The organism is Streptomyces sp. NRRL B-24484 (assembly GCF_000717715.1).
GTDB lineage: Bacteria > Actinomycetota > Actinomycetes > Streptomycetales > Streptomycetaceae > Kitasatospora.
This window is the reverse complement of the sequence record NZ_JOAI01000022.1, coordinates 99,938-118,877: the sequence shown is the minus strand read 5'-3', so window position 1 is coordinate 118,877 and position 18,940 is coordinate 99,938. Positions and strand designations below refer to the sequence as shown.

The 18,940-nt window shown below is 73.2% G+C and carries 24 protein-coding genes; 10 read left to right on the top strand and 14 right to left on the bottom strand.

Annotated features, from left to right (window positions below):
* Positions 1–241 precede the first annotated feature (241 nt).
* Both IE98_RS0120935 and IE98_RS0120930 read right to left on the bottom strand, forming a co-directional pair.
* On the bottom strand, positions 242–901 hold the full coding sequence (locus IE98_RS0120935; RefSeq protein ID WP_030271063.1) for a DUF4232 domain-containing protein: 660 nt from the start codon (positions 899–901) through the stop codon (positions 242–244).
* A gap of 331 nt (positions 902–1,232) precedes the next feature.
* On the bottom strand, positions 1,233–1,901 hold the full coding sequence (locus tag IE98_RS0120930) for a hypothetical protein (RefSeq protein WP_234443612.1): 669 nt from the start codon (positions 1,899–1,901) through the stop codon (positions 1,233–1,235).
* A 229-nt stretch (positions 1,902–2,130) separates the two neighbouring features.
* On the opposite strand from IE98_RS0120930, the gene IE98_RS0120925 reads away from it, so the two are divergent.
* Positions 2,131–2,916, top strand: a complete 786-nt coding sequence (locus IE98_RS0120925; protein WP_030271060.1) for a DUF4239 domain-containing protein — start codon at positions 2,131–2,133, stop codon at positions 2,914–2,916.
* Between the two features lie 51 nt (positions 2,917–2,967).
* Here IE98_RS0120925 and IE98_RS44835 read toward each other — a convergent pair whose 3' ends face one another.
* A complete protein-coding gene (locus tag IE98_RS44835) occupies positions 2,968–3,426 on the bottom strand; it encodes a hypothetical protein (protein WP_052390756.1) in 459 nt (152 codons plus the stop codon).
* Between the two features lie 441 nt (positions 3,427–3,867).
* Here IE98_RS44835 and IE98_RS0120915 point away from each other — a divergent pair, with 441 nt between their 5' ends.
* From IE98_RS0120915 to IE98_RS0120905, 3 genes are all read left to right on the top strand, one after another.
* Positions 3,868–4,215: a hypothetical protein gene (locus IE98_RS0120915; RefSeq protein WP_030271056.1), complete on the top strand. Its 348-nt coding sequence runs from the start codon at positions 3,868–3,870 to the stop codon at positions 4,213–4,215.
* A 67-nt stretch (positions 4,216–4,282) separates the two neighbouring features.
* The gene (locus tag IE98_RS0120910) at positions 4,283–5,902 is read left to right on the top strand and encodes an FAD-binding oxidoreductase (protein WP_030271054.1); all 1,620 of its coding nucleotides are present in this window, start codon (positions 4,283–4,285) and stop codon (positions 5,900–5,902) included.
* A gap of 147 nt (positions 5,903–6,049) precedes the next feature.
* Positions 6,050–7,024, top strand: a complete 975-nt coding sequence (locus IE98_RS0120905; RefSeq protein ID WP_030271052.1) for an alpha/beta hydrolase — start codon at positions 6,050–6,052, stop codon at positions 7,022–7,024.
* 372 nt (positions 7,025–7,396) lie between these two features.
* On the opposite strand, the gene IE98_RS49280 is transcribed toward IE98_RS0120905, so the two are convergent.
* Complete coding sequence (locus tag IE98_RS49280; protein WP_159400997.1) at positions 7,397–7,561, bottom strand: hypothetical protein; 165 nt, start codon at positions 7,559–7,561, stop codon at positions 7,397–7,399.
* Between IE98_RS49280 and IE98_RS0120895 the strand changes: the two genes are divergently transcribed.
* Complete coding sequence (locus IE98_RS0120895) at positions 7,560–7,967, top strand: hypothetical protein (RefSeq protein ID WP_159400996.1); 408 nt, start codon at positions 7,560–7,562, stop codon at positions 7,965–7,967. The genes IE98_RS49280 and IE98_RS0120895 overlap by 2 nt on opposite strands.
* A 95-nt stretch (positions 7,968–8,062) precedes the next feature.
* Here IE98_RS0120895 and IE98_RS0120890 read toward each other — a convergent pair whose 3' ends face one another.
* From IE98_RS0120890 to IE98_RS0120880, 3 genes are read right to left on the bottom strand one after another with little or no spacing between them, the layout of a single operon-like run.
* Positions 8,063–9,304, bottom strand: a complete 1,242-nt coding sequence (locus IE98_RS0120890; RefSeq protein ID WP_043174715.1) for an MFS transporter — start codon at positions 9,302–9,304, stop codon at positions 8,063–8,065.
* An 8-nt stretch (positions 9,305–9,312) separates the two neighbouring features.
* Entirely contained in the window at positions 9,313–10,701 is a 1,389-nt protein-coding gene (locus IE98_RS0120885; RefSeq protein ID WP_030271045.1) for an NAD(P)-binding domain-containing protein, read from the bottom strand.
* 51 nt (positions 10,702–10,752) lie between these two features.
* Complete coding sequence (locus IE98_RS0120880; protein ID WP_030271043.1) at positions 10,753–10,956, bottom strand: hypothetical protein; 204 nt, start codon at positions 10,954–10,956, stop codon at positions 10,753–10,755.
* A gap of 202 nt (positions 10,957–11,158) precedes the next feature.
* Between IE98_RS0120880 and IE98_RS0120875 the strand changes: the two genes are divergently transcribed.
* From IE98_RS0120875 to IE98_RS0120865, 3 genes are all read left to right on the top strand, one after another.
* Entirely contained in the window at positions 11,159–11,524 is a 366-nt protein-coding gene (locus IE98_RS0120875) for an ArsR/SmtB family transcription factor (RefSeq protein WP_030271041.1), read from the top strand.
* Between the two features lie 78 nt (positions 11,525–11,602).
* Entirely contained in the window at positions 11,603–11,944 is a 342-nt protein-coding gene (locus tag IE98_RS0120870; protein WP_030271039.1) for an ArsR/SmtB family transcription factor, read from the top strand.
* The gene (locus IE98_RS0120865) at positions 11,934–12,434 is read left to right on the top strand and encodes a GNAT family N-acetyltransferase (RefSeq protein WP_030271037.1); all 501 of its coding nucleotides are present in this window, start codon (positions 11,934–11,936) and stop codon (positions 12,432–12,434) included. Before IE98_RS0120870 ends, IE98_RS0120865 begins: the two co-directional genes overlap by 11 nt.
* 8 nt (positions 12,435–12,442) lie before the next feature.
* On the opposite strand, the gene IE98_RS0120860 is transcribed toward IE98_RS0120865, so the two are convergent.
* The 3 genes from IE98_RS0120860 to IE98_RS0120850 all read right to left on the bottom strand — a co-directional run bounded on the left by IE98_RS0120860 (position 12,443) and on the right by IE98_RS0120850 (position 14,699).
* Entirely contained in the window at positions 12,443–13,495 is a 1,053-nt protein-coding gene (locus IE98_RS0120860) for an ArsO family NAD(P)H-dependent flavin-containing monooxygenase (RefSeq protein WP_030271035.1), read from the bottom strand.
* 70 nt (positions 13,496–13,565) lie between these two features.
* On the bottom strand, positions 13,566–14,330 hold the full coding sequence (locus IE98_RS0120855) for an aquaporin (RefSeq protein WP_078661175.1): 765 nt from the start codon (positions 14,328–14,330) through the stop codon (positions 13,566–13,568).
* Positions 14,331–14,393: 63 nt separating this feature from the next.
* On the bottom strand, positions 14,394–14,699 hold the full coding sequence (locus IE98_RS0120850) for an ArsR/SmtB family transcription factor (protein ID WP_030271029.1): 306 nt from the start codon (positions 14,697–14,699) through the stop codon (positions 14,394–14,396).
* 119 nt (positions 14,700–14,818) lie between these two features.
* Here IE98_RS0120850 and IE98_RS0120845 point away from each other — a divergent pair, with 119 nt between their 5' ends.
* Positions 14,819–15,247 (top strand): arsenate reductase ArsC, encoded by a 429-nt coding sequence (locus IE98_RS0120845; RefSeq protein WP_030271026.1) that lies wholly within the window; start codon positions 14,819–14,821, stop codon positions 15,245–15,247.
* 7 nt (positions 15,248–15,254) lie between these two features.
* Entirely contained in the window at positions 15,255–16,259 is a 1,005-nt protein-coding gene (trxB, locus tag IE98_RS0120840) for a thioredoxin-disulfide reductase (protein ID WP_030271024.1), read from the top strand.
* Between the two features lie 72 nt (positions 16,260–16,331).
* Here the strand turns inward: trxB and IE98_RS50985 are convergent, their stop codons facing one another.
* From IE98_RS50985 to IE98_RS42790, 4 genes are all read right to left on the bottom strand, one after another.
* Complete coding sequence (locus IE98_RS50985; protein WP_234443611.1) at positions 16,332–16,541, bottom strand: hypothetical protein; 210 nt, start codon at positions 16,539–16,541, stop codon at positions 16,332–16,334.
* A gap of 303 nt (positions 16,542–16,844) precedes the next feature.
* Positions 16,845–17,303, bottom strand: coding sequence for a GNAT family N-acetyltransferase (locus IE98_RS0120830; protein ID WP_234443615.1), 459 nt, complete (start codon positions 17,301–17,303; stop codon positions 16,845–16,847).
* Positions 17,304–17,637: 334 nt separating this feature from the next.
* Positions 17,638–18,108, bottom strand: a complete 471-nt coding sequence (locus IE98_RS0120825) for a sulfite exporter TauE/SafE family protein (RefSeq protein ID WP_030271020.1) — start codon at positions 18,106–18,108, stop codon at positions 17,638–17,640.
* 47 nt (positions 18,109–18,155) lie between these two features.
* On the bottom strand, positions 18,156–18,350 hold the full coding sequence (locus IE98_RS42790) for a transposase (protein ID WP_106976648.1): 195 nt from the start codon (positions 18,348–18,350) through the stop codon (positions 18,156–18,158).
* Between the last annotated feature and the right edge of the window lie 590 nt (positions 18,351–18,940).

Below are 18,940 nucleotides of genomic sequence, written 5' to 3'. Positions count from 1 at the left end.
CAGCCCGCGCACCGCACCCTCCGCGCAGAACCAGTCGCCCCGAGCCCGCGCCGCCTCGACCAACGGCTCCGGACCGCCCCGTTCGAGGATCTCGTCCACCAGCCGGGGCAGGACGCCGCGGCTGTGGTCCAGCTGCCACTGAAGATCATCAACATGCACGGGGGCACCCTAGGACCTCTCGCCGACATCCAGGAAGCGGTACGCCTTCCCCGGCGGGGCGCGCCAGACGGGCGCCGCGCCGTCACTCGCCCTGGCCGGCGCTTCCCATCGGGCCGATCTTCACCGGGGATCCGCTGCCGTCCGTGACGGGCAGCGAGCCGGCGCCGGGCCAGGACAGGGTGACCGGGTGGGTCTCGTCCGGCGGGGTCACGACCAGGCCGGTGATCCGGACGCCGGAGCCGCCCGAGGTGTTGGCCGGGTAACTGATGTCGAAGTACGTGGACTTGCCGCTCTTCAGGACGCCCGCGACGACCGGCTCGCCGGAGCGCTTGGCGGAGAGTGTGCCCGCGGAGGTCTTCAGGTCGACGCCCGCGTACCCGGCGATCGTGCAGTCCTTCCCGCTGTGGTTCTTCAGCTCGACCGCGACGGTGTTCTCCGCTTCGCCGGTGATGGTGCGGTCCGCGGCGGTGATGGTCAGGTCCGCGGTCCGGCACTTGGCGGTCTTACCGGCCCCGGTGGAGCCGGCCGGTGCGGCGGTGGTCGGGGTGCCGCCCTTTCCCGGGGTGCTCGACGCCGGTCCGCCCGGGGCCGCACCGCCGGAGGCCGGGCCGCCGCTCGGGGCGGCACCGGTGGACGTGGCCGGGGCGCCGGCCGCGGTGTCCGCGCCGTCGTCCTGACAGGCGGTGAGCGAGAGGGCGGCGGTGACGGCGAGGGCGGCGAAGGCGAGCTTGCGGACGCGCACGGTGTTCTCCTCAAGGTGGGGCGGTGGTGCTCGGTGAGCGGGTTTCCGAAGACCAGGACCGCCCGCCCGGCCGAACCGTTCCGTCCGGGCCGCCGCCAGGACAGTGCTGTGACATGTACGGCCGGGAACCACCCGTGCCGCCGCCCGCCGCGCCGCGCGGCATCCCGCCACGGACCTGCCCTGACGTGGCATCACATCGCCACCGGGCACCCTCGACGCCGTCACCGACCGCCGGGACAGATCCGTGACCCGAACCGCCTTGACCGCGGCGACCGTGACACCGTCGTGGCTGCCCCGGTGCCCGGCCGCCGCGCTGCCGTCCTACGGGCCGTCAGGACGCGTCGGGCACCGCGAACCGCCCGGTCAGGCCCGCGCGGGCCAGTGCCCGGGTGAGCGCCGGCCGGTCCAGCGGATCGTCGTAGCGGTTGGTCCGGCCCAAGCGCTCCAGCAGCGCGTGCGGCTCCAGCCGGTACGCCTCGGCGTCGGCCAGGAGGCTGTCCGCGCTCGGCCCGTCGACCGTGGCGTCCAGGTGGTTCGTCAGTTCGTCCAGGACCTCGGCGCGGTCGACGAAGTAGCTCATGCCGCACTCCAGGCCGTCGTCGGCGAGGTCGTCCGGGTACGGGGCCCGGGCCCAGGCGCCGTTCTCGTACCAGTAGACGCAGCCGAGCTCGCAGCCTTCGAGCCGGTCGCGCAGCTCCTCGTGGGGCAGCCAGTCCGGGCCGCCCGCCAGGACGTCGATCGCGGGCCGGTGCCACTTGACGTCGCTCGCCTCGTCCTCGCCGTAGAGCACGAACCGGCCGCCGCCCAGGTCGGACATCACCCACCAGGTGCAGCCGCAGTCGTCCCAGTGGAGGCCGTCGTCGTCGATCCACCGGCCGGTCCGGTGTCGCGGCGGGCGCTCCTCGTGCTCCGTGGTCGCCTCGAGGGCGGCGAGCAGCGCCCAGCGCGCCCACAGCTCCTCGGCCGGCGGAAGGTCCTCCGGCAGTCCTGGCCGATGCATGGTCATGTGTCCCCCCGAGTGCCCGTTCCGACGCCGATCGCCGCCACCCTACGGTCCGCGGCTGACGCGACCCTCCCCGGAGCCGGACAGGGACGTTCGGCTCGGCCGGCGTCCTCCGGTAGGTGTCGCGTCGCCGCCAGGGGGGTGAATGAGGGATGCGAGGGCGGCGGTGTGATTACCATCCGCATGCGTCCTGTTTTGCCTCGGTCACGATCCGACAGGAACCGCCGTGGAACTCTGGCTGCTCAACCACTTCTCCGCCCTGACGCTGACCCTGGTGATCGTCGGCGGGTTCGTCCTGCTCGCGGTGGCCGGCAGCATGCTGACGTGCCGCCGGTACCCGGCGCTGGCCCGCGGGGACCACAACGAGATGGTCGGCGTGGTGCTCGGCATGTTCGGCGCGATCTACGGCATCATCCTCGCCTTCGTGATCGTCAACCTGTGGACCCAGCTGGAGACCGCCTCGACGGTGGTGGCGACCGAGGCGACCTCGGCGTCGAAGATCGTCCGGGACGTCGGGGCGTTCCCCGCCGGACCCCGTGCCGCGGTCGACGCGGCGGTCCGCGACTACGTGCACACCGTCGTCGAGGAGACCTGGCCCCGGATGAAGACCGGCACGGCGGACTACCTCGTGGCAGGGGGCCGGGTGGAGGCCATCTACACGGCGCTGCGCTCGTACGAGCCGCAGAGCGCGGTCGAGCAGGCGTACTACGAGCAGGCCGTCGCCAGCCTGGACGACGTGGTCACGCAGCGGCGCGCCCGGATCGACCAGAGCAACCAGGAACTCCCGGTCCTGCTGAAGGTCCTGGTGCTGGGCGGCGCCCTGGTGATGCTTCCGCTCACCTTCCTCCACGGCAGCCGCAGCGGGCGCATCCGGCTGGTGTTCGTCGGGGCGGTCGCCGCCCTGATCGGATTCAGCCTGCTCCTGGTCGTCGTCCTCGACCGCCCCTTCGCCGGCGACCTGTCGGTCAGCCCGGCACCGTTCAAGGAGAGTGCACTCGCGCAGTTCTGGTAGCCGGGGCGGGTGGAGCCGGGGCCGGCTGCCCGCCGACGGCCGGGTGGCGGGTCAGTCCGCGACGATGCCGAGTTCCGCCTTGGCGGCCTCCATGAACGGGGTGCGGCCCTCCTTGATGAAGGTCCAGACGTCCTTGCCGGCAGGGACGCGGCCGTAGGCGGCGGCGGTCAGGCAGTCGGTGAAGTCGAGCGCGGTACCGCCCAGGTGGCGGCCGGCGACGAGGTCGAGGCACTTCTGACGGAACCGCATCTCGTGGGTCAGCTCCGGGGAGCCTTCGACGAACGCGTTGTCGTTCTGGAAGCGGTGCTCGGCGGCGCGCTCCACCCGCTGGCAGACGTCCAGGAACGCCAGGATCGCCTCCTTGCGCTCGGCGCGGAGCGCCGCCTGCGCCGCGCGGGACGCCTGCTTCTTGGTCTCCCTCGTGACGAGGTACTGGGCGGCGAAGGATCCCGCTGCACCCAGCGCGACACCGACCAGCGGCAGCACGGTCGTGACCAGTTCCGACGGCATGTTCGCCCCCCGCTCTCGGCTGCCAACCCCCATGTGGGGCAACGCTACTGGTGCGGACGGACCGCCACGCCCGGGTTGCGAAATCCGGCCCCGGCCGCCGTCCACGGCTCGTACTCGCCCGGCGCGGACCGGATCACGACCGGTTCTTCGGCAGTGGCGACGAGGCGGACGCCCGTCCGGCCGGGCTGCCCGGCATCCCGGCGGCGCCGCTGGTGGTCCCGCGGGCTCAGGCTTCCGGTGTTCCTCCGGGAGCGCCCCGTCACCCGTTCGGGCTGGCTCGTCGGCGGCGAGTCCCCGGGACAGCGGCGTCGGCGGCGGCGTCGGGCGGGCGCGGGTCACCGGGTGGGGACGGGTGGTGGTGCGGTGCGTGGGAGAATCTTCGGCGTTGGAACCGGAGCCGCTCACCGGTGGCTGTCCGCCCCGTCACAGTCAGGAGCAGGTGTGCCCGAGCCGTTCGGTCCGCAGCAGCGCATCGCCGAAGCCATCGGCCCGGCCATGGTCTCGGGGCTGCGTGGTGCCGTGCTCCGGGACTCCGAGGGCGAGCGGCACATCGCGGCGTGGGTGGACTGGATCGCCGAGGTGGTCGCGCTGCAGGTCGTGCAGCCGATCGCCGAGGAACGCGACGCCTTCGCGGACCGGGTGGACACCCTGAGCGAGGTGGCCAAGCGCAACAAGGAGGGACGCCGGGACGCCCTGCGGGACGTGAGCCGGCTGGAGTCCCGGGTCGCCGAACTGGAGGCGGAGGTGACGCTGCTGCGGGCCGCGGCCGTCACCGATCCCGAGGCCTGAACGGATGTGTGCGGCGCCCGGCGGGCGCCGCACGGCGGGGCGCGAGGTCGAGAGAGGGAGTCGGCACATGGACGAGCGGACCGTCTCCCGCAGGGCCGTCCTCGGGGCGGGCGTGCTGGGGGCCGCAGCGGCGGGCCTCGCCGGGTGTTCGGGCGGCGGGGCGGAGCCGCACGGTTCACCGCGGGCAACGGGCTCGACCGGCGCTGCGCCGTCCACCTCAGTGAGCGTGTCGCCGTCCGCCGCTCCCGGCTCGCCCAAGGCCGCCGACTGGGCGGGGCTGGCCCAGGACCTGGACGGGCAACTGATCCGCCCCGGGGACGCGCGGTACGCCGCGGCCGGCCGGCTCTTCCAGCCGCAGTACGACACGCTCCGGCCGCAGGGCGTCGCCTACCCGGGCCACGCCGAGGACGTGGCCGCCTGCCTGGCCTTCGCGCGCCGGTACGGGCTGCCGGTGGCCGCGCGCAGCGGCGGGCACAGCTACGCCGGCTGGTCCTCCGGGAGCGGACTGGTGATCGACGTGAGCCGACTGGCCGGGGTGTCGGGGGACGCGGCCGGGGCGCGGGTCGGTGCCGGGGCGCGGCTCATCGACGTCTACACCGGGCTGGCCGCGGCCGGGGTCACGGTGCCCGCCGGGAGCTGCCCGACGGTCGGGGTCGCGGGCCTCACGCTCGGCGGCGGGATCGGCGTCACGGGCCGGGCCTACGGGCTGACCTGCGACAGCCTGACCGGGGCGGAGGTGGTGACGGCCGACGGCCGGATCCGGACGGTCGACGCCTCCTCCAAGCCCGACCTCTTCTGGGCGCTGCGCGGCGGGGGCGGCGGCAACTTCGGGATCGTCACCTCCTTCTCCTTCCGGACACACCCGGCCGCGGACTGCTCGTACGCCTTCCTGAGCTGGCCGTGGTCGCAGGCGGTGGCCGTCATCGCCGCCTGGCAGGCCTGGGCGCCGTCCGCGCCGGACGCGCTCTGGGCGGACCTGCACCTGCTGGTGTGGGCGGACGGCCGGACCCAGCTGGGCAGCACCGTCACCTACCTCGGCCCGAAGGGCGAACTGGCCGACCTGATCGACCGGCTGACGGTCGCCCCGACCGCGCCGAAGCTGCACGCGGCGTCCTACCTGGCGACCATGCAGGCGATGGGCGGCGTGTCCGGGTACTCGCAGGCCGCCTCGCACCTGCCGGGCAGCCTGCCCGGCCAGAACCCGGCCGGGCGGGTGCCCCGCGAGTCGTACGGTGCCAAGTCCGACGTCTTCACCCGGCCGCTCGACGCCGACGGCGCCCGGGCCCTGGTCGCCGCGGTCGAGCGCTACCCGCGCACCGGCCCGCAGGGCGGCAGCGCCGGGGTGGCGTTCGACGCCCTCGGCGGCGCGATCAACCGGGTGGCGGCGGGCGACACCGCCTTCGTCCACCGCGACGGCCTCTTCACGGCGCAGTACACCGCCAACTTCCCGGCAGGGGTGACCGGCGGGACCGACGCCGACCGGTCCTGGAGCTGGCTGGACGGGGTGTGGACGGCGATGCGTCCCCATGCGAGCGGGCAGGCGTACCAGAACTACGTCGACCCCCGGCTGGACGGCTGGGAACAGGCCTACTACGGCGCCAACGCGGCCCGGCTGCGGAGCGTCAGGCGCACGTACGACCCGACCGGGCTGTTCCGCTTCCCGCAGGCCGTGCCGCTCGGCGGCTGACGCGCCCCGGCTGACGCGGACGGCTTACGGGTCACCCGTTCGGCCCCACGTCCGAGGACCCGGCACGCGCCCCGCACCGGGCGCGGAAAGGATGGTCGCGCGCGGCGGCCCTCCCGGGCCGCCCGACGACCTCACGGAGGCTCCCCTATGGCCACGACCTCCCGCCCGACCGCCCCGGTCCTGGAACCGGCCGCCACCGATCTGGCGAAGGCCACCGACCCGCACCCGCGCATCTACGAACTCGCCCCGCCCGAAGGCCGCGACGTCCTCGCGGGCCTGCAGACCGGCGCCGGCGTCGACAAGCCCGCCGTCGACGAGGAGTGGCTCGACGTCGACACCGGCGCGTACGGCACGGTCCGCACCCGCATCGTCCGTCCCACCGGAGCCACCGGCATGCTGCCGGTGATCCTCTACATCCACGGCGCGGGCTGGGTCTTCGGCGACGAGAACACCCACGACCGCCTCGTGCGCGAACTCGCCGTCCGTGCGAACGCCGCCGTCGTCTTCCCCGTCTACACCCGCGCGCCCGAGGCCAAGTACCCGACCCAGATCGAACAGAACTACGCCGTCGGCCAGTGGCTCCGGGAGCACGGACCGGCCCGGAACCTCGACCCGGGCACCGTGGCGGTCTGCGGCGACTCGGTCGGCGGCAACATGTCGACCGTCTTCGCGATGATGAACGCCGAACGCGGCGGGCTGGACCTCGCCTGCCAGGTGCTGCTCTACCCGGTCACCGACGCCGCCTTCGACACCCCCTCCTACCGGCAGTTCGCCGAGGGCTACTTCCTGACCCGCGAGGGCATGCAGTGGTTCTGGGACCAGTACACGACCGACCCCGCCGAGCGGGCCGACCCGCACGCCTCACCCCTGCGCGCCTCCGCGGAGCAGCTCCGGGCCATGCCGCGGACCCTGATCATCACCGACGAGGCCGACGTGCTCCGCGACGAGGGCGAGGCCTACGCCGCGAAGCTGCGCGCCGCCGGGGTCCAGGTCACCGCCGTGCGCATCCTGGGCATGGTGCACGACTTCATGATGCTCGACAGCCTGCGCGACACCGCCGCCAACAACGTCGCCCTCAAACTCGCCGGCGACACCCTGCGCGACGCCCTCCACGGCTGGTGAGCGGACGCCTCACCGAGGGAACCCGGTCGAGGCCCGGCCCGCCGCCGCTCACGGGCCGCACCCCGCCGAGGCCCTGAAGGCCGCCGCCCGCACGACGGGTGGCGGCCTTCAACGCCGCACGGCAGGCGCCGACCCCTCGTACCCTGGGCGGCACGGGAATCCGTGCTCCGAAGGCCGGGTGCCGCAGGGCAGTTGCGCCAGCGCCGAGCAGTCCGTAGGCGGCCGCCGCGGCCGCCCGGCCCCGGACGGGGACAGCGAGCCCGAGTCCGCTGCGATCGAGGATCACCCGCGATCCCCCGATCCCGGTGCCCATTGACCACCGACGGCTTCGGCGGATCGCCTGTCGGAGGGTGGGTCCGGCGTGGGCAGGGGCTACTGGATCCGCTGGCAGGGCTGGTGGTCCGGCATCGACATGTAGGGCCCGGCATCGAAGCCGCCGACGTCCAGGAGCGAGACGCCGTGGCTGCCCCCGGTGCCGTAGCCGAGTTCTGTGAGGGTGCGGCACAGCGCCTTCTGCGGAACTTTGTTCGATCCCATGCGTGTGGAGACGACGCTCAGCGCCCTGACGGCCCAGCTCCGGCCGTCCCGGCCAGGACCGCTGGTGCCCGTCCTGCCTGCGCTGCACGACCTCCTGCCCGAGCGCGGCCTGCGCCCCGGCACCGTCGTCTCCGTCGGCGGGGACGCCGCGCTGATGCTCGCCCTCGCTGCCGCCGCCACCACCGCAGGCACCTGGTGCGCAGCCGTCGGCCTGCAGGGCCTCGGCCTGGTCGCCGCCGCCGAGCTCGGCGTCGCCCTCGACCGCCTGCTGCTCGCGGAGTACCCGGGGGAGCGCCGGCCCGAGGTCGCGGCCGCCCTCGCCGACGCGGTCGGCCTCATGCTGCTGCGAAGCCGATGGGCTCCCGCATTCCTGCGTGGGTGTGTCGGCGAACCGACGGGTGGCTGACGCGGGTGGTGGGAGGGCCGCGCGGGTTCTGGTCCCTGCTGGGTTGTCGACTGCGGTGGGCCATCACGTCAAGTGAGCATCATCTCTGCCGCGGCTCAACTGGTACGGACGTCATCAGGCTGCTGTCGTGGCGGGGCCGTGCCCAGCGTGAGCAGGGCGGCCGCGGCTGACAGGGCGGCGAGGACGGTGAACAGGGCGGGATAGCCGCCGAGGGTGGGGGCCAGTGCGCTGGAGGCCCAGGGGGCGAGCGCTCCGGCGATGGTCGCGGGGGCGGCGAGTTGTGCGGTGAGGTGGCCGTAGGCGTTGGTGCCCCAGCGGTCGGTGACGGCAGTGGCGTGGAGCAGGGTGAGGTTGCCGCGGATGGTGCCGGCCAGGATCGCCATGCCTGCGAGCAGGGGTACGGGGCCGGGCACCAGGGCTAGCAGGAGGGTGGTGGTGCCTCCGGCGGCGATCAGCGTCGTGGTGCGGCTGGTGGCTCCGGTGTGCCGGGCGAGGGTGGAGTAGAGGGTGCGGCCGAGGGTCTGGCCGAGACCGCCGAGGCCGAGGGCCCAGGCCGCGGTGGTGGGGCCGGCGCCGCGTTCGGTGAGGAGCGGGACGGTGTTGAAGACGACGCCGTACATCGCGAACCCGGACAGGGTGAACGCGGCGGCGAGCAGGAGGAACGGCCTGGTCCTCGCCGGGCTCCGGACGGCCGCGGGTCCGGAGTGTGCCGTGGTGTGCGGTTCCTGGGGCCAGGGGTGGCGCAGCGCCAGGGCGTGCAGCGGGATGGTGACTCCTGCGAGGACTGCGGCGAGGACGAGGTAGGTGGTCCGCCAGCTGAGGTGGTCGGCGAGGGCGGCGGTGGCGGGGGCGAAGACGGTGGAGGCGAGGCCGCCGGCGAGGGTGACGGTGGTCAGCGCCCGGACGTGGTCGGGCTGGTGCCAGCGGGTGAGGGCGGTGAAGGCGGGCTGGTAGAAGGTGGCGGCCATGGCGGTGCCGGCGAGCAGCCAGGCGGCGAAGAACAGGGGCAGGCTCGGGGCGGACGCTACGGCGGCGAGCGCCACAACGCCGAGGCCGGAGCCTGTGGTCATCACGGTGCGGGGGCCGTGCCGGTCGACGATCCGGCCGACCGGGATGCCCGTGACGGCCGACAGGAGGAGGGCGGCGGTGAATGCGGCGGTCGTCTGCGCGGTGCTCCAGCCGGTGTCGGCGATGAGGCGCGGGGTGAGGACGGGGAAGGCGTAGTAGAGGATGCCCCAGCCGGTGATCTGGGTGACGCACAGGGCGGGAAGTGCGGCGCGGGGCCGCGACCGGTCCCCCGTTCCGGTCGCGGCCCCGCTGGCCTGAGCGGTCGTCACGGGCCCGGTCAGCAGCCGCCACTGGTGGAGCACGACGAGGATTCGCTGCCGGGGGCGCCGAGGGTGATCAGCTGCGGTGCGGCCGGCACCGAGCAGCAGCCACCGCCGTCGCTCTGGGCCGCGGCGGGCTCGTCGAACAGGCCGGCGCCGCCGCAGACCCCGGTCTCGGGGAGGGTGAGTTCGACGCGCGCGGCGGCCTCCAGGTCGCCGGCGAGGTGGGCCGCGACGGAGCGGACCTGCTCGTAGCCGGTCATGGCGAGGAACGTCGGCGCCCGGCCGTAGGACTTCATGCCGACCAGGAACACGCCCTGCTCGGGGTGGGCGAGCTCGGCCGCGCCGTGCGGGTACACGGTGCCGCAGGAGTGCTGGTTCGGGTCGATGAGCGGGGCGAGGGCGGTCGGGGCCTGGAGGCGCTCGTCGAGGCCGAGCCGGATTTCGGACAGGAAGGACAGGTCCGGGCGCAGGCCGGTCAGGACGACGACCTGGTCGACGCTCTCGCTGCGGCGGCCGTCCTCGGCGACCAGGACGACCTGGTCGCCCTCGGTCTCGACGGCTGCGGTGCGGAAGCCGGTGAGCGCGCTGGCGTGGCCGTCCTCGACGGCCTTCTTGGCGCGCAGGCCGAGCGCGCCGCGGGCGGGCAGCTGGTCGGCCTCGCCGCCGCCGTACGTCGAGCCGGTGATGCCGCGGCGCAGGACCCACACGGCGTGGGTGCCGGGCTCGGTCCTGGCGAGGTCGGCGAGGTAGGCCAGTGCGGTGAAGGCGGAGGCGCCGGTGCCGACCACGGCGGTGCGCTTGCCCGCGAACCGCTGCCGGACGGCCGGGTCCATGAGGTCCGGGATTCGGTAGGAGATCCGGCCGTTCGCGGCGCGCTCGCCGAGCGCCGGGAGGCCGTTGGCGCCGAGCGGGTTCGGGGTGGACCAGGTCCCGGACGCGTCGACGACGGCGCGCACCAGGATCCGCTCCTCGGACCCGTCGGCGTGCTCGACGTGGACGGTGAACGGCTGCTCGTCGCGGCCGGAGTCGACGATGCGGTCCCGTCCGGCGCGGGCCACTCCGGTCACCTGGCTGTTGTAGTGGACGCGACCGCCGAGGACGTCGGCGAGCGGCTGCAGGTACTGCGTCGCCCAGTCGCCGCCGGACGGGTAGACGGTGCCGTCGGGCCGGGTCCAGCCGGTGGGAGTCAGGAGCTTCTCGGCGGCCGGGTCGACCACCTCCGCCCACGGGGAGAACAGCCGCACGTGGGCCCACTCGCGCACCGCCGTGCCCGCGGCGGGCCCGGCCTCCAGAACCAAGGGCTCAATGCCGCGCTCGATCAGGTGGGCGGCGGCGGCGAGGCCGATCGGGCCGGCGCCGACGACGGCGACGGGCAGGGCGGCGGTGGGGGTGTTCTCGCTCATCTCGGGATCTCCGGCTCGATGGATCGGTCGGGCGGTTCGGGCGGGGGCGGGTCAGCAGCAGCCGGCGCCGGCGGCGACGGCCTCGCTCTTGGCGGCCGGGGCGCAACAGGCGCCGGCCTTGGCGGCGTCCGTCGCGGTGCCGCAGCACGGGGCCGACGCGGTCTTCACCTCGACCGCCGGGGTGGGGGCGTCGCTCTTGGCGCAGCAGCAGCCGGTGGCGGGCTGGGCGGTTGCGGCGGGGGTGGGCTCGGTCATGGCTGCCTCCCGGAGGCGAAGGGGCCTTGTTTCGACGTTTGTCGATGGCCTGCTGTGTGGCTAGCATGGCACCTGCTTCGATGAGCGTCAACATAGACATTCGTCGAAATCTGGAGCGCCTGGAGGGTGGTGGATGCGCGGCCGCCTCCGTCGGGCGGAGGTGGGACTTCCGAAGTGATTCGACGGATGCCAACATAGACACATGTCGAATCTCCAGGTGATCGAGCTGCCGGTGCTGGAGCCGGAGGCCGTGCCGTGCTGCCCGCCGCTGACCTCCGCCCCGCTGTCGGAGGAGGACTCGGTCAAGATGGCGGCGATGTTCAAGGCCCTGTCCGACCCGGTGCGGCTGCGGCTGTTCTCCCGGGTCGCCTCGCACGAGGGCGGCGAGGCGTGCGTGTGCGACATCCAGGACGTCGGCGTCTCCCAGCCCACCGTCTCCCACCACCTCAAGAAGCTCCGCGAGGCCGGCCTGCTCACATCCGAGCGCCGCGGCACCTGGGTCTACTACCGCGTCGCCCCGGGCGTGCTCGCCGCCATGGCCGGCATGCTTGCCGCGGCCGGCGGCTGACCGGACACGCCCGCCCGGGCGCCGGGGCCGTGCGGGGACTTCCGGCCCGCCCAGTTCATCGACTATCGTCGATTGTCGATGAATGAGTCTGGATGCACCACCCCCGTGATCGACGCCGAGGCCGCCGCGCTGTACGCGGCGTGGTTCAAGGCGCTCGCCGACCCGACCCGGATCCAGCTGCTGCACCTGCTCGCCACCGAGGGCCGGCCGATGAGCGTGGGCGAGATCGTCGAGCGGTCGCCGATCGGGCAGTCGACGGTCTCCCACCACCTGAGGGTCCTTGCCGAGGTCCGCTTCGTCCTGCCCGAGAAGCACGGCACCTCTACCCGGTACGAGGTCAACCGGACCTGTATGGCGGTCTTCCCGGCCGCGGTCAGGGCGATCCTGGGCGAGAGCGAGGACACCGGCCATGGCCGCTGACGTCGCGATCGTCCCGATGACGGACTCCCATGCGGGGCAGGTGCTGGCGATCTATCAGGCGGGGATCGACGAGGGGAACGCCACCTTCGAGACGGCCGCTCCCGGCTGGGAGGCGTTCGACGCGGGCAGGCTTCCGGACCACCGCTTCGTCGCGCTGGACGCGGCGGGCGAGGTGCTGGGCTGGGTCGCGGCGAGTCGGGTCTCGGACCGGTGCGCGTACGCCGGGGTGGTCGAGCACTCGGTCTACGTCCACCCCGGTGCGCGCGGCCGCGGCGTCGCCAGCCGGCTGCTGGAGGCGCTGATCGGCTCGACGGAGGCGGCCGGGATCTGGACGATCCAGTCCGGGGTGTTCCCGGAGAACACCGCCAGCCTCGCCCTGCACACGCGGGCGGGGTTCCGGGTGATCGGCACCCGGGAGCGTATCGGCCGCCACCGCGGCACCTGGCGCGACGTCGCGCTGATGGAGCGCCGCAGCCCGGCCGTCGACTGAGCGGTACGTCAGGCGAGGCGTTGCTGGATCTCCGCGACGGCCTGGCGGGCGGTGCGGCCGACGCCGATGAGGGTGGCGGACGCCGGACCGGTCCAGTCGCCGTAGCCGAGCAGACGGATCCGCTCGTCGGCCAGGGCCCGGGTGCCGTCGGTGGGGATCCGGCCGGCGCCGCCGCGCAGGCCGAGTGCGGCAAGCGGCCCGAGGGCCGGGCGGAAGCCGGTGCACCAGATGACCGCGTCGCACGGCCACCGCTCGCCGCCCGCCCAGACCACGGTGTCCGGCTCCATCCGTTCGAACATCGGGTGGGCGGTGAGCAGGCCGGCGTCGCGGGCGGTACGGACGGGGTCGGTGGCCACGATGTCGCCGAGGTCGCTGATCCGGGGGCCGTCGCCGTTGACGCGGCGGGTGGCGATCTCGAACAGGGCCCGGCCGTCGATCTCGTCCGGGAGGAAACGCGGCGGGCGCAGGGTGGTCCAGCGGACGGCGGCGGCGTGACCGGTGAGGTCGGCGGCGATCTGGGCGCCGGAGTTGCCGCCGCCGACCACGACGACCCGCTGGCCGGTGAAGTCGGCGGCGGTGCGGTAGCCGTGGGTGTGGACCTGGCGGCCCTCGAAGTGCTCGCGGCCGGGCAGGGCGGGGATGAACGGGCGTGACCAGGTGCCGGTGGCCATGACCAGTGCTCCGGCCCGCCAGGTGCCGGCGTCGGTGCGGGCCAGCAGTCGGCCGTCGGCGGTGTCCTCGATCGCCCGGACCGTCACGGGGCGGTGGACGGGCAGGTCGTAGCGCTTCTCGTACTCGGCGAGGTACCGGGCGACGTGGTCGGCATCCGGGTAGGTCTGCCCGGCCTGGGCGGGCATCGGCCGGCCGGGCAGCGAGGAGTAGGCGGCCGGCGAGAACAGGCGCAGGCTGTCCCAGTAGTGCTGCCAGGAGCCGCCCGGCGCGGTGGAGGCGTCGAGGATCGCGAAGTCGAGCTTCGCGCGGCGCAGGTAGTAGCCGGCTGCGAGTCCGGCCTGTCCGCCACCCACGACCAGGACGTCAACGGCCGTGGGCTGCGGGCTCATCAACGGCTCCCCGGAGAAAGAGAGGCCGCCGCACCGTTGCCCGGTCCGGGTGTGCGGCGGGCGGTGGCGGCTACTTGCGGCCGGTGCGGTGGGTGAAGATCAGCGCCACCAGGGCCAGGCCCGCGACGCCGCCGATCAGCTGCATGCCGACAAACCCGGGAACCGAGCTCGGGGCGATGCCGGCGAACGTGTCCGTGAACGCGCGGCCGATCGTCACCGCCGGGTTCGCGAACGAGGTGGAGGAGGTGAACCAGTACGCGGCGCCGATGTAGGAGGCGACCGCGACCGGCGCGAACCTGAGCAGGTCGCTCTTGCCGAGTCCGAAGATCAGCAGCACCAGGCCGGCGGTGGCGACGACCTCGCCGAGCAGCAGGTGCCCGGCGGAGCGGTCGTGGGTGGACCACTTCACCAGCGCCTCGCCGAACATGGCGTCCGCCAGGATCGCCCCGGCGATCGCGCCTGCGATCTGCGCCGGGATGTACGCGGCGACCTCCCGGGGTCCGAGGCCCTTGGGGTCCTTGCGGCCGGACCACCACTCGGCGAGGGTCACCACCGGGTTGAAGTGCGCGCCGGAGACCGGGCCGAGCAGCAGGATCAGGATGCCGAGGCCGAAGACCGTGGCCAGGGAGTTGGCCAGCAGCTGCAGGCCGACGTCCTGGGTGAGCTCGGTGGCCTGGATGCCCGAGCCGACCACGACCGCGACCAGGGCGGCGGTGCCGACCAGCTCGGCCGCCACCCGGTTCGGCAGCGGCACCGTCGGCGGCTCGACCGCCAGCGGCTCCTCGACGGGGTCCACGTGGTTCACTGGGGCAGTCTCGGATCTCGCCTCGTCCATGGCGCTCAAGGACACTCCTCATGCAGGGCGGGGCAGGCCGCCGGTGGGGCTGTGGTGGGAGGGTCAGCAGGACCGCTTGCGGCCCGCTGCCTCGCGGGCGGTGGCGGCCAGCCCGGCGAGGTCTCCGGCCAGGGCCTCCAGGGCCTCGGGGCGGAGTGAGTAGTAGGTGAAGCGCCCGCACGGCTCGGTGTCCACGAGCCCGGCGTCCCGAAGCAGCTTCAGGTGGTTCGACAGGTTGGTCTGTCTCGCGCCGGTCTCCTCCACGAGATGGGTCGTGCACAGCGCCTCGCGGGCGAGGAGCTGCACGATCTGCATCCGCAGCGGGTCGGCCAAGACCTTCAACACATCACTGTCGACTGACGTCACCATAGACTGATACGTTACCCGTGTCGGGCCCGCTTGGCGAGCCCTGCCCTTTGCCCGTCACCGGGCCGCACCTGCGTGTCTTCGCAACACCGCCCGCGCCCTGCCATCGAAGGACATCCCGCATGACCGCGCCGCTCGCCTCCGTGCTGTTCGTCTGCATCCACAACGCCGGCCGCTCCCAGATGGCCGCGGGCTTCCTCACCCACCTCGCCGGCGACCGCGTCGAGGTCCGCTCGGCCGGCTCCATGCCCGGCGACCAGGTCAACCCCTCCGCCGTCGCCGCGATGGCGGAGCTCGGCATCGACATCTCCGACCAGAAGCCGAAGATCCTCACCACCGAGGCCGTCCGGGCATCGGACTACGTGATCACCATGGGCTGCGGCGACGCCTGCCCGTACTTCCCCGGCAAGAAGTACCTGGACTGGAAGCTCGAAGACCCGGCCGGCCAGGGCGTCGCGGCCGTCCGCCCGATCCGCGACGAGATCAAGGGCCTCATCGAGGACCTCATCGCCGAGATCGACGCCAAGGCCGCTGCCGGACAGGAGAGCTGACGTCCTCATGACCGCGAACCAGGACACCGCCGCCGAGGTGCGCGAGGTCGTCATCATCGGCTCCGGCCCCGCCGGGTACACCGCCGCCCTCTACACCGCCCGTGCCCAGCTCAAGCCACTGCTGTTCGGCAGCTCGATCTTCGTCGGCGGCTCGCTCACCACCACCACCGAGGTCGAGAACTTCCCCGGCTTCCCGAACGGCATCGACGGCCCCGACCTCATGACCGACATGCGGGCCCAGGCCGAGAAGTTCGGCGCCGAGATGATCGACGACGACATCATCGAGGTCGACCTCACCGGGGACATCAAGCTGCTGACCGACTCCGAGGGCACCGTCCACCGCGCCAAGACGGTGATCGTCGCCACTGGCTCCGGCTACCGCAAGCTCGGCATCCCCCGCGAGGACGAGCTGTCGGGCCGCGGCGTGTCCTGGTGTGCGACCTGCGACGGGTTCTTCTTCCGCGGGAAGGACGTCGTCGTGGTCGGCGGCGGCGACACCGCGCTGGAGGAGGCCACGTTCCTCACCCGCTTCGCGAACTCGGTGACGATCGTGCACCGCCGCGACAGCCTCCGGGCGTCGAAGGCGATGCAGAACCGGGCGTTCGCCGACGAGAAGATCACCTTCGCGTGGAACAGCGAGGTCGCCGCGATCCACGGCGACCAGCTGGTCTCCGGCGTCACCCTGCGCGACACGGTCACCGGTGAGGAGCGCGAGCTCGCGGCGTCCGGCCTGTTCATCGCGATCGGCCACGACCCGCGCACCGAACTGTTCACCGGCCAGCTCGACCTGGACGACGAGGGCTACCTGAAGGTGGCATCCCCCTCCACCCGCACCAACATCGCGGGCGTGTTCGGCGCCGGCGACGTCGTCGACCACACCTACCGCCAGGCCATCACCGCGGCCGGCAGCGGGTGCCAGGCGGCCCTGGACGCCGAGCGGTACCTCGCCGCGCTCGCGGACACCGTCGCAGGCCTGGGCGAGGACTCCCCGCGGCTCGCACCCGTCGCCTGACGCGACGCCCGCAGCTTCGCGGCCCGGGCGGCCATACCGCCCGGGCCGTGTGGGGTGCCGGGCTGCACAGGCTCAGTCGTGCCGGGCGAGCTTGACTGCGGAGACGAACAGGATCACGGCCAGCGCAGGCACGAGAATCAGGTCCGAGAACATTTCGAGCAGCAGTCCGCCGAGGAGTGCGCCGACGATCGAGCCCGTGGCCATCACCAGGGTGAAGCGACGATTGGCGCCCAGGACGGCGAAGCTGCCGTCCCGGCTGTAGCGGGCGAACGCGACCAGCATGGTCGGCAGGGACACCACGAGGACAGGCTCCCCGCGGTCTTGATGTCGACGGCGAACAGCAGCACGATCGTCGGGATCGGCAGCTCGCCCCCGGCCACGCCCATGATCGCCGCGACCACTCCGATGCCGAACCCTGCCGCGACTGTCAGTGGCCAGTCCAGCTTCCCCACTCGCGGCCAGTCAGCGGGGAGCCATCTGGCCGTGAATGTCACAACGCGTAGTCGCCGGCGGGTCGACAGTTCGATGCGATCGCTGTCAGCCGCGAGACTCTGCGCGCGGTCCTGTGCGAAGGCGAGCAGTGCGCTACAGGACGAATTTCATCCGCGGGGCTGCAGTCAGCGTGAAGCCGAGCTTCTCGTAGAGCCGCTTGCCCTCCGCAGTGGCGCTCAGGTCAACACGGTCGGCGTTGATGGACCTTGCCCAGCTGAGCACGTCGAGGACGAGCGCCGTTCCATAGCCTTGTCCGCGGTGTTCGGCCAGGGTGATGACGTTCGCGAGGCGCACGGTGCGCCCCTTGGTGCATTGGGGGTTGGGCACGCCGAGTTCGAGAGTGCCGATCGCTGTGGCGACGATCGCACCGTTGACCTCGATCACCGGGAAGCGAGCATTTCCCCGATCCTCCACAAAGCGGGCGAACCACTCAGCTGCGTGACGTCCCCACGGCTCCTGCTGGCCCGCCTCATCGAAGAGCTGCTCCCAGAGTCGGAGCAACGCCGCGCCATCGCGCGCGGTCGCGGTACGAAGGTTGCCGGTGTTGGTCATCGTCACGTCGGCATACTTGCACGCGCCGCCGCTCCGGCGTGGGCCCATTCCCAGGTGTGCTCAACTTCCGCAGGCGGGATCTGCTGGGTGGCTTGTCGTGCAGCCTCGGCCGGGTAACTGATCCTCTCCCCGGCCGCTGCAGCGGCCGGGGAGAGGATCACCGAACCGCCAGGCGTCTCGTCTGACCGCACGCCGCCGAACGCACCGACTCGGGCCGGGAGACGCCAGCCGGACAACCGGCCACGAGCCCACGGCTGACGATCTCCGGCCGACAGTGGTCACCCACCGCTACATCCGTAAGTGGCCGTCCGTGGGGAATTCCCCGTGGCCGCTGTCACGCGACACCACAAGGCACCTGGGCCCACAGCGGCAGCGTGAGCGTGCCGAGCGTGGACATGTGGGTGACCAGCAGCGCGGCGGCCATGAGCACCATCAAGGCGGCCGACACCTTGTAGAGGGTGGAGCTGCGCATCCGCACCGCCCAGTTTGCTCCGGCCCAGGCCCCGAGCAGGCTCCCGGCGAGCAGGTTGACCGCGATGGGCCAGTGCGCGGCCACCTCCGAGGCGGGCACCGCCACCAGGCGGGCGGGCAGCGCGGCCAGGACGACGATCAGGCTCATCGCCTTGTCCAGGATGACGGCGGAGAGCGCGGCGAACCCGAACAGACCAATCAGCACGGGCAGGCGGAACTCCGCACCGCCCAGGCCGATCATCCCGCCCAGAACGCCGATGACCGCACCGGCAGCGAACACCAACGGCGTCGAGTGTGTCGAACGCTGGGGCGCGCGGCCTGTTTCGACGGTCATGACCCGCATCCTCGCGGGTCGTGAGGATCCGCCGCAGCTCCTCCCGCTCATCGCTGGTCAGCGCCCCAGCAGGGCCCTGGCCCCCGGTCGGTCTTCGCCTGCTTGACCCACGCACGCAGGCCCTCGGCACTGACACCGAGCTCCCTGGCCACCTCGGTCGGGGTCCGCCCGGTGGAAAGCACCAGCTCCACCGCGTCCTTCTTGAACTCGGCCGTGTACCGCTTACCGCTCTTGCCACTCACGATCTCGACTGCTTCCTCCGGGACCAACCGTCCCAGTATCGAGCTGTCCAAGATCCGGGGGGAACTTCACGTGGCTCCTCCCGCGCGACGCCGACCGCCGGGCCGTCCCGGGCGAGCGTGCCACCGTCATCGGCAAGGTGGCCGCCGTCCTGCAGACCCTGTAGCGCCACCGGGGCGGCCACCCGCCCGAGCGTCCGGCCGCCCCGGCACGGACTGCTCCGTGCAGCGGAGCCCCGTCGCACGCCGGAGCGACTGCACAGCCCCGGCGGCGCAAGCCGTCCGCACTCCCACCCGCCGTTGCGACACCCTGGTGCGACAAGGGCCGGCTGCGAACCCGAGCGCGGCCGGCCCTGACCGCCGTCCTGCTCCCGCGCGGCGGGACGGCCCGGGGGAGGCGTGCGTCCCGGCCCGGGCGGTCCGACCTCCAGGTACCGCACGATCCGACGGAGCCGCCGTGCCCCTCCGGCCGCCGTGTTCGTTGTTCCCATCGAGCACCGCCGATGCGGTGCGGACGGTCCCCCACCCGCTGACTCCCCCCGACAGCCGGTGGCGGGCGGATCGACGCGGTGGCCGGTCCCACAGCCGGCCAC

Excerpts from the sequence above, each read along its gene's own strand:
- IE98_RS0120930 (WP_234443612.1), bottom strand. The coding sequence starts at position 1,901 with ATGCATCGGCCAGGACTGCCGGAGGACCTTCCGCCGGCCGAGGAGCTG.
- IE98_RS44835 (WP_052390756.1), bottom strand. The coding sequence starts at position 3,426 with ATGCCGTCGGAACTGGTCACGACCGTGCTGCCGCTGGTCGGTGTCGCG.
- IE98_RS0120910 (WP_030271054.1), top strand. The coding sequence starts at position 4,283 with ATGGACGAGCGGACCGTCTCCCGCAGGGCCGTCCTCGGGGCGGGCGTG.
- IE98_RS0120905 (WP_030271052.1), top strand. The coding sequence starts at position 6,050 with ATGGCCACGACCTCCCGCCCGACCGCCCCGGTCCTGGAACCGGCCGCC.
- IE98_RS0120895 (WP_159400996.1), top strand. The coding sequence starts at position 7,560 with ATGCGTGTGGAGACGACGCTCAGCGCCCTGACGGCCCAGCTCCGGCCG.
- IE98_RS49280 (WP_159400997.1), bottom strand. The coding sequence starts at position 7,561 with ATGGGATCGAACAAAGTTCCGCAGAAGGCGCTGTGCCGCACCCTCACA.
- IE98_RS0120885 (WP_030271045.1), bottom strand. The coding sequence starts at position 10,701 with ATGAGCGAGAACACCCCCACCGCCGCCCTGCCCGTCGCCGTCGTCGGC.
- IE98_RS0120880 (WP_030271043.1), bottom strand. The coding sequence starts at position 10,956 with ATGACCGAGCCCACCCCCGCCGCAACCGCCCAGCCCGCCACCGGCTGC.
- IE98_RS0120875 (WP_030271041.1), top strand. The coding sequence starts at position 11,159 with ATGTCGAATCTCCAGGTGATCGAGCTGCCGGTGCTGGAGCCGGAGGCC.
- IE98_RS0120870 (WP_030271039.1), top strand. The coding sequence starts at position 11,603 with ATGAATGAGTCTGGATGCACCACCCCCGTGATCGACGCCGAGGCCGCC.
- IE98_RS0120865 (WP_030271037.1), top strand. The coding sequence starts at position 11,934 with ATGGCCGCTGACGTCGCGATCGTCCCGATGACGGACTCCCATGCGGGG.
- IE98_RS0120860 (WP_030271035.1), bottom strand. The coding sequence starts at position 13,495 with ATGAGCCCGCAGCCCACGGCCGTTGACGTCCTGGTCGTGGGTGGCGGA.
- IE98_RS0120855 (WP_078661175.1), bottom strand. The coding sequence starts at position 14,330 with ATGGACGAGGCGAGATCCGAGACTGCCCCAGTGAACCACGTGGACCCC.
- IE98_RS0120850 (WP_030271029.1), bottom strand. The coding sequence starts at position 14,699 with ATGGTGACGTCAGTCGACAGTGATGTGTTGAAGGTCTTGGCCGACCCG.
- IE98_RS0120845 (WP_030271026.1), top strand. The coding sequence starts at position 14,819 with ATGACCGCGCCGCTCGCCTCCGTGCTGTTCGTCTGCATCCACAACGCC.
- trxB (WP_030271024.1), top strand. The coding sequence starts at position 15,255 with ATGACCGCGAACCAGGACACCGCCGCCGAGGTGCGCGAGGTCGTCATC.
- IE98_RS50985 (WP_234443611.1), bottom strand. The coding sequence starts at position 16,541 with ATGCTGGTCGCGTTCGCCCGCTACAGCCGGGACGGCAGCTTCGCCGTC.
- IE98_RS0120830 (WP_234443615.1), bottom strand. The coding sequence starts at position 17,303 with ATGACCAACACCGGCAACCTTCGTACCGCGACCGCGCGCGATGGCGCG.
- IE98_RS0120825 (WP_030271020.1), bottom strand. The coding sequence starts at position 18,108 with ATGACCGTCGAAACAGGCCGCGCGCCCCAGCGTTCGACACACTCGACG.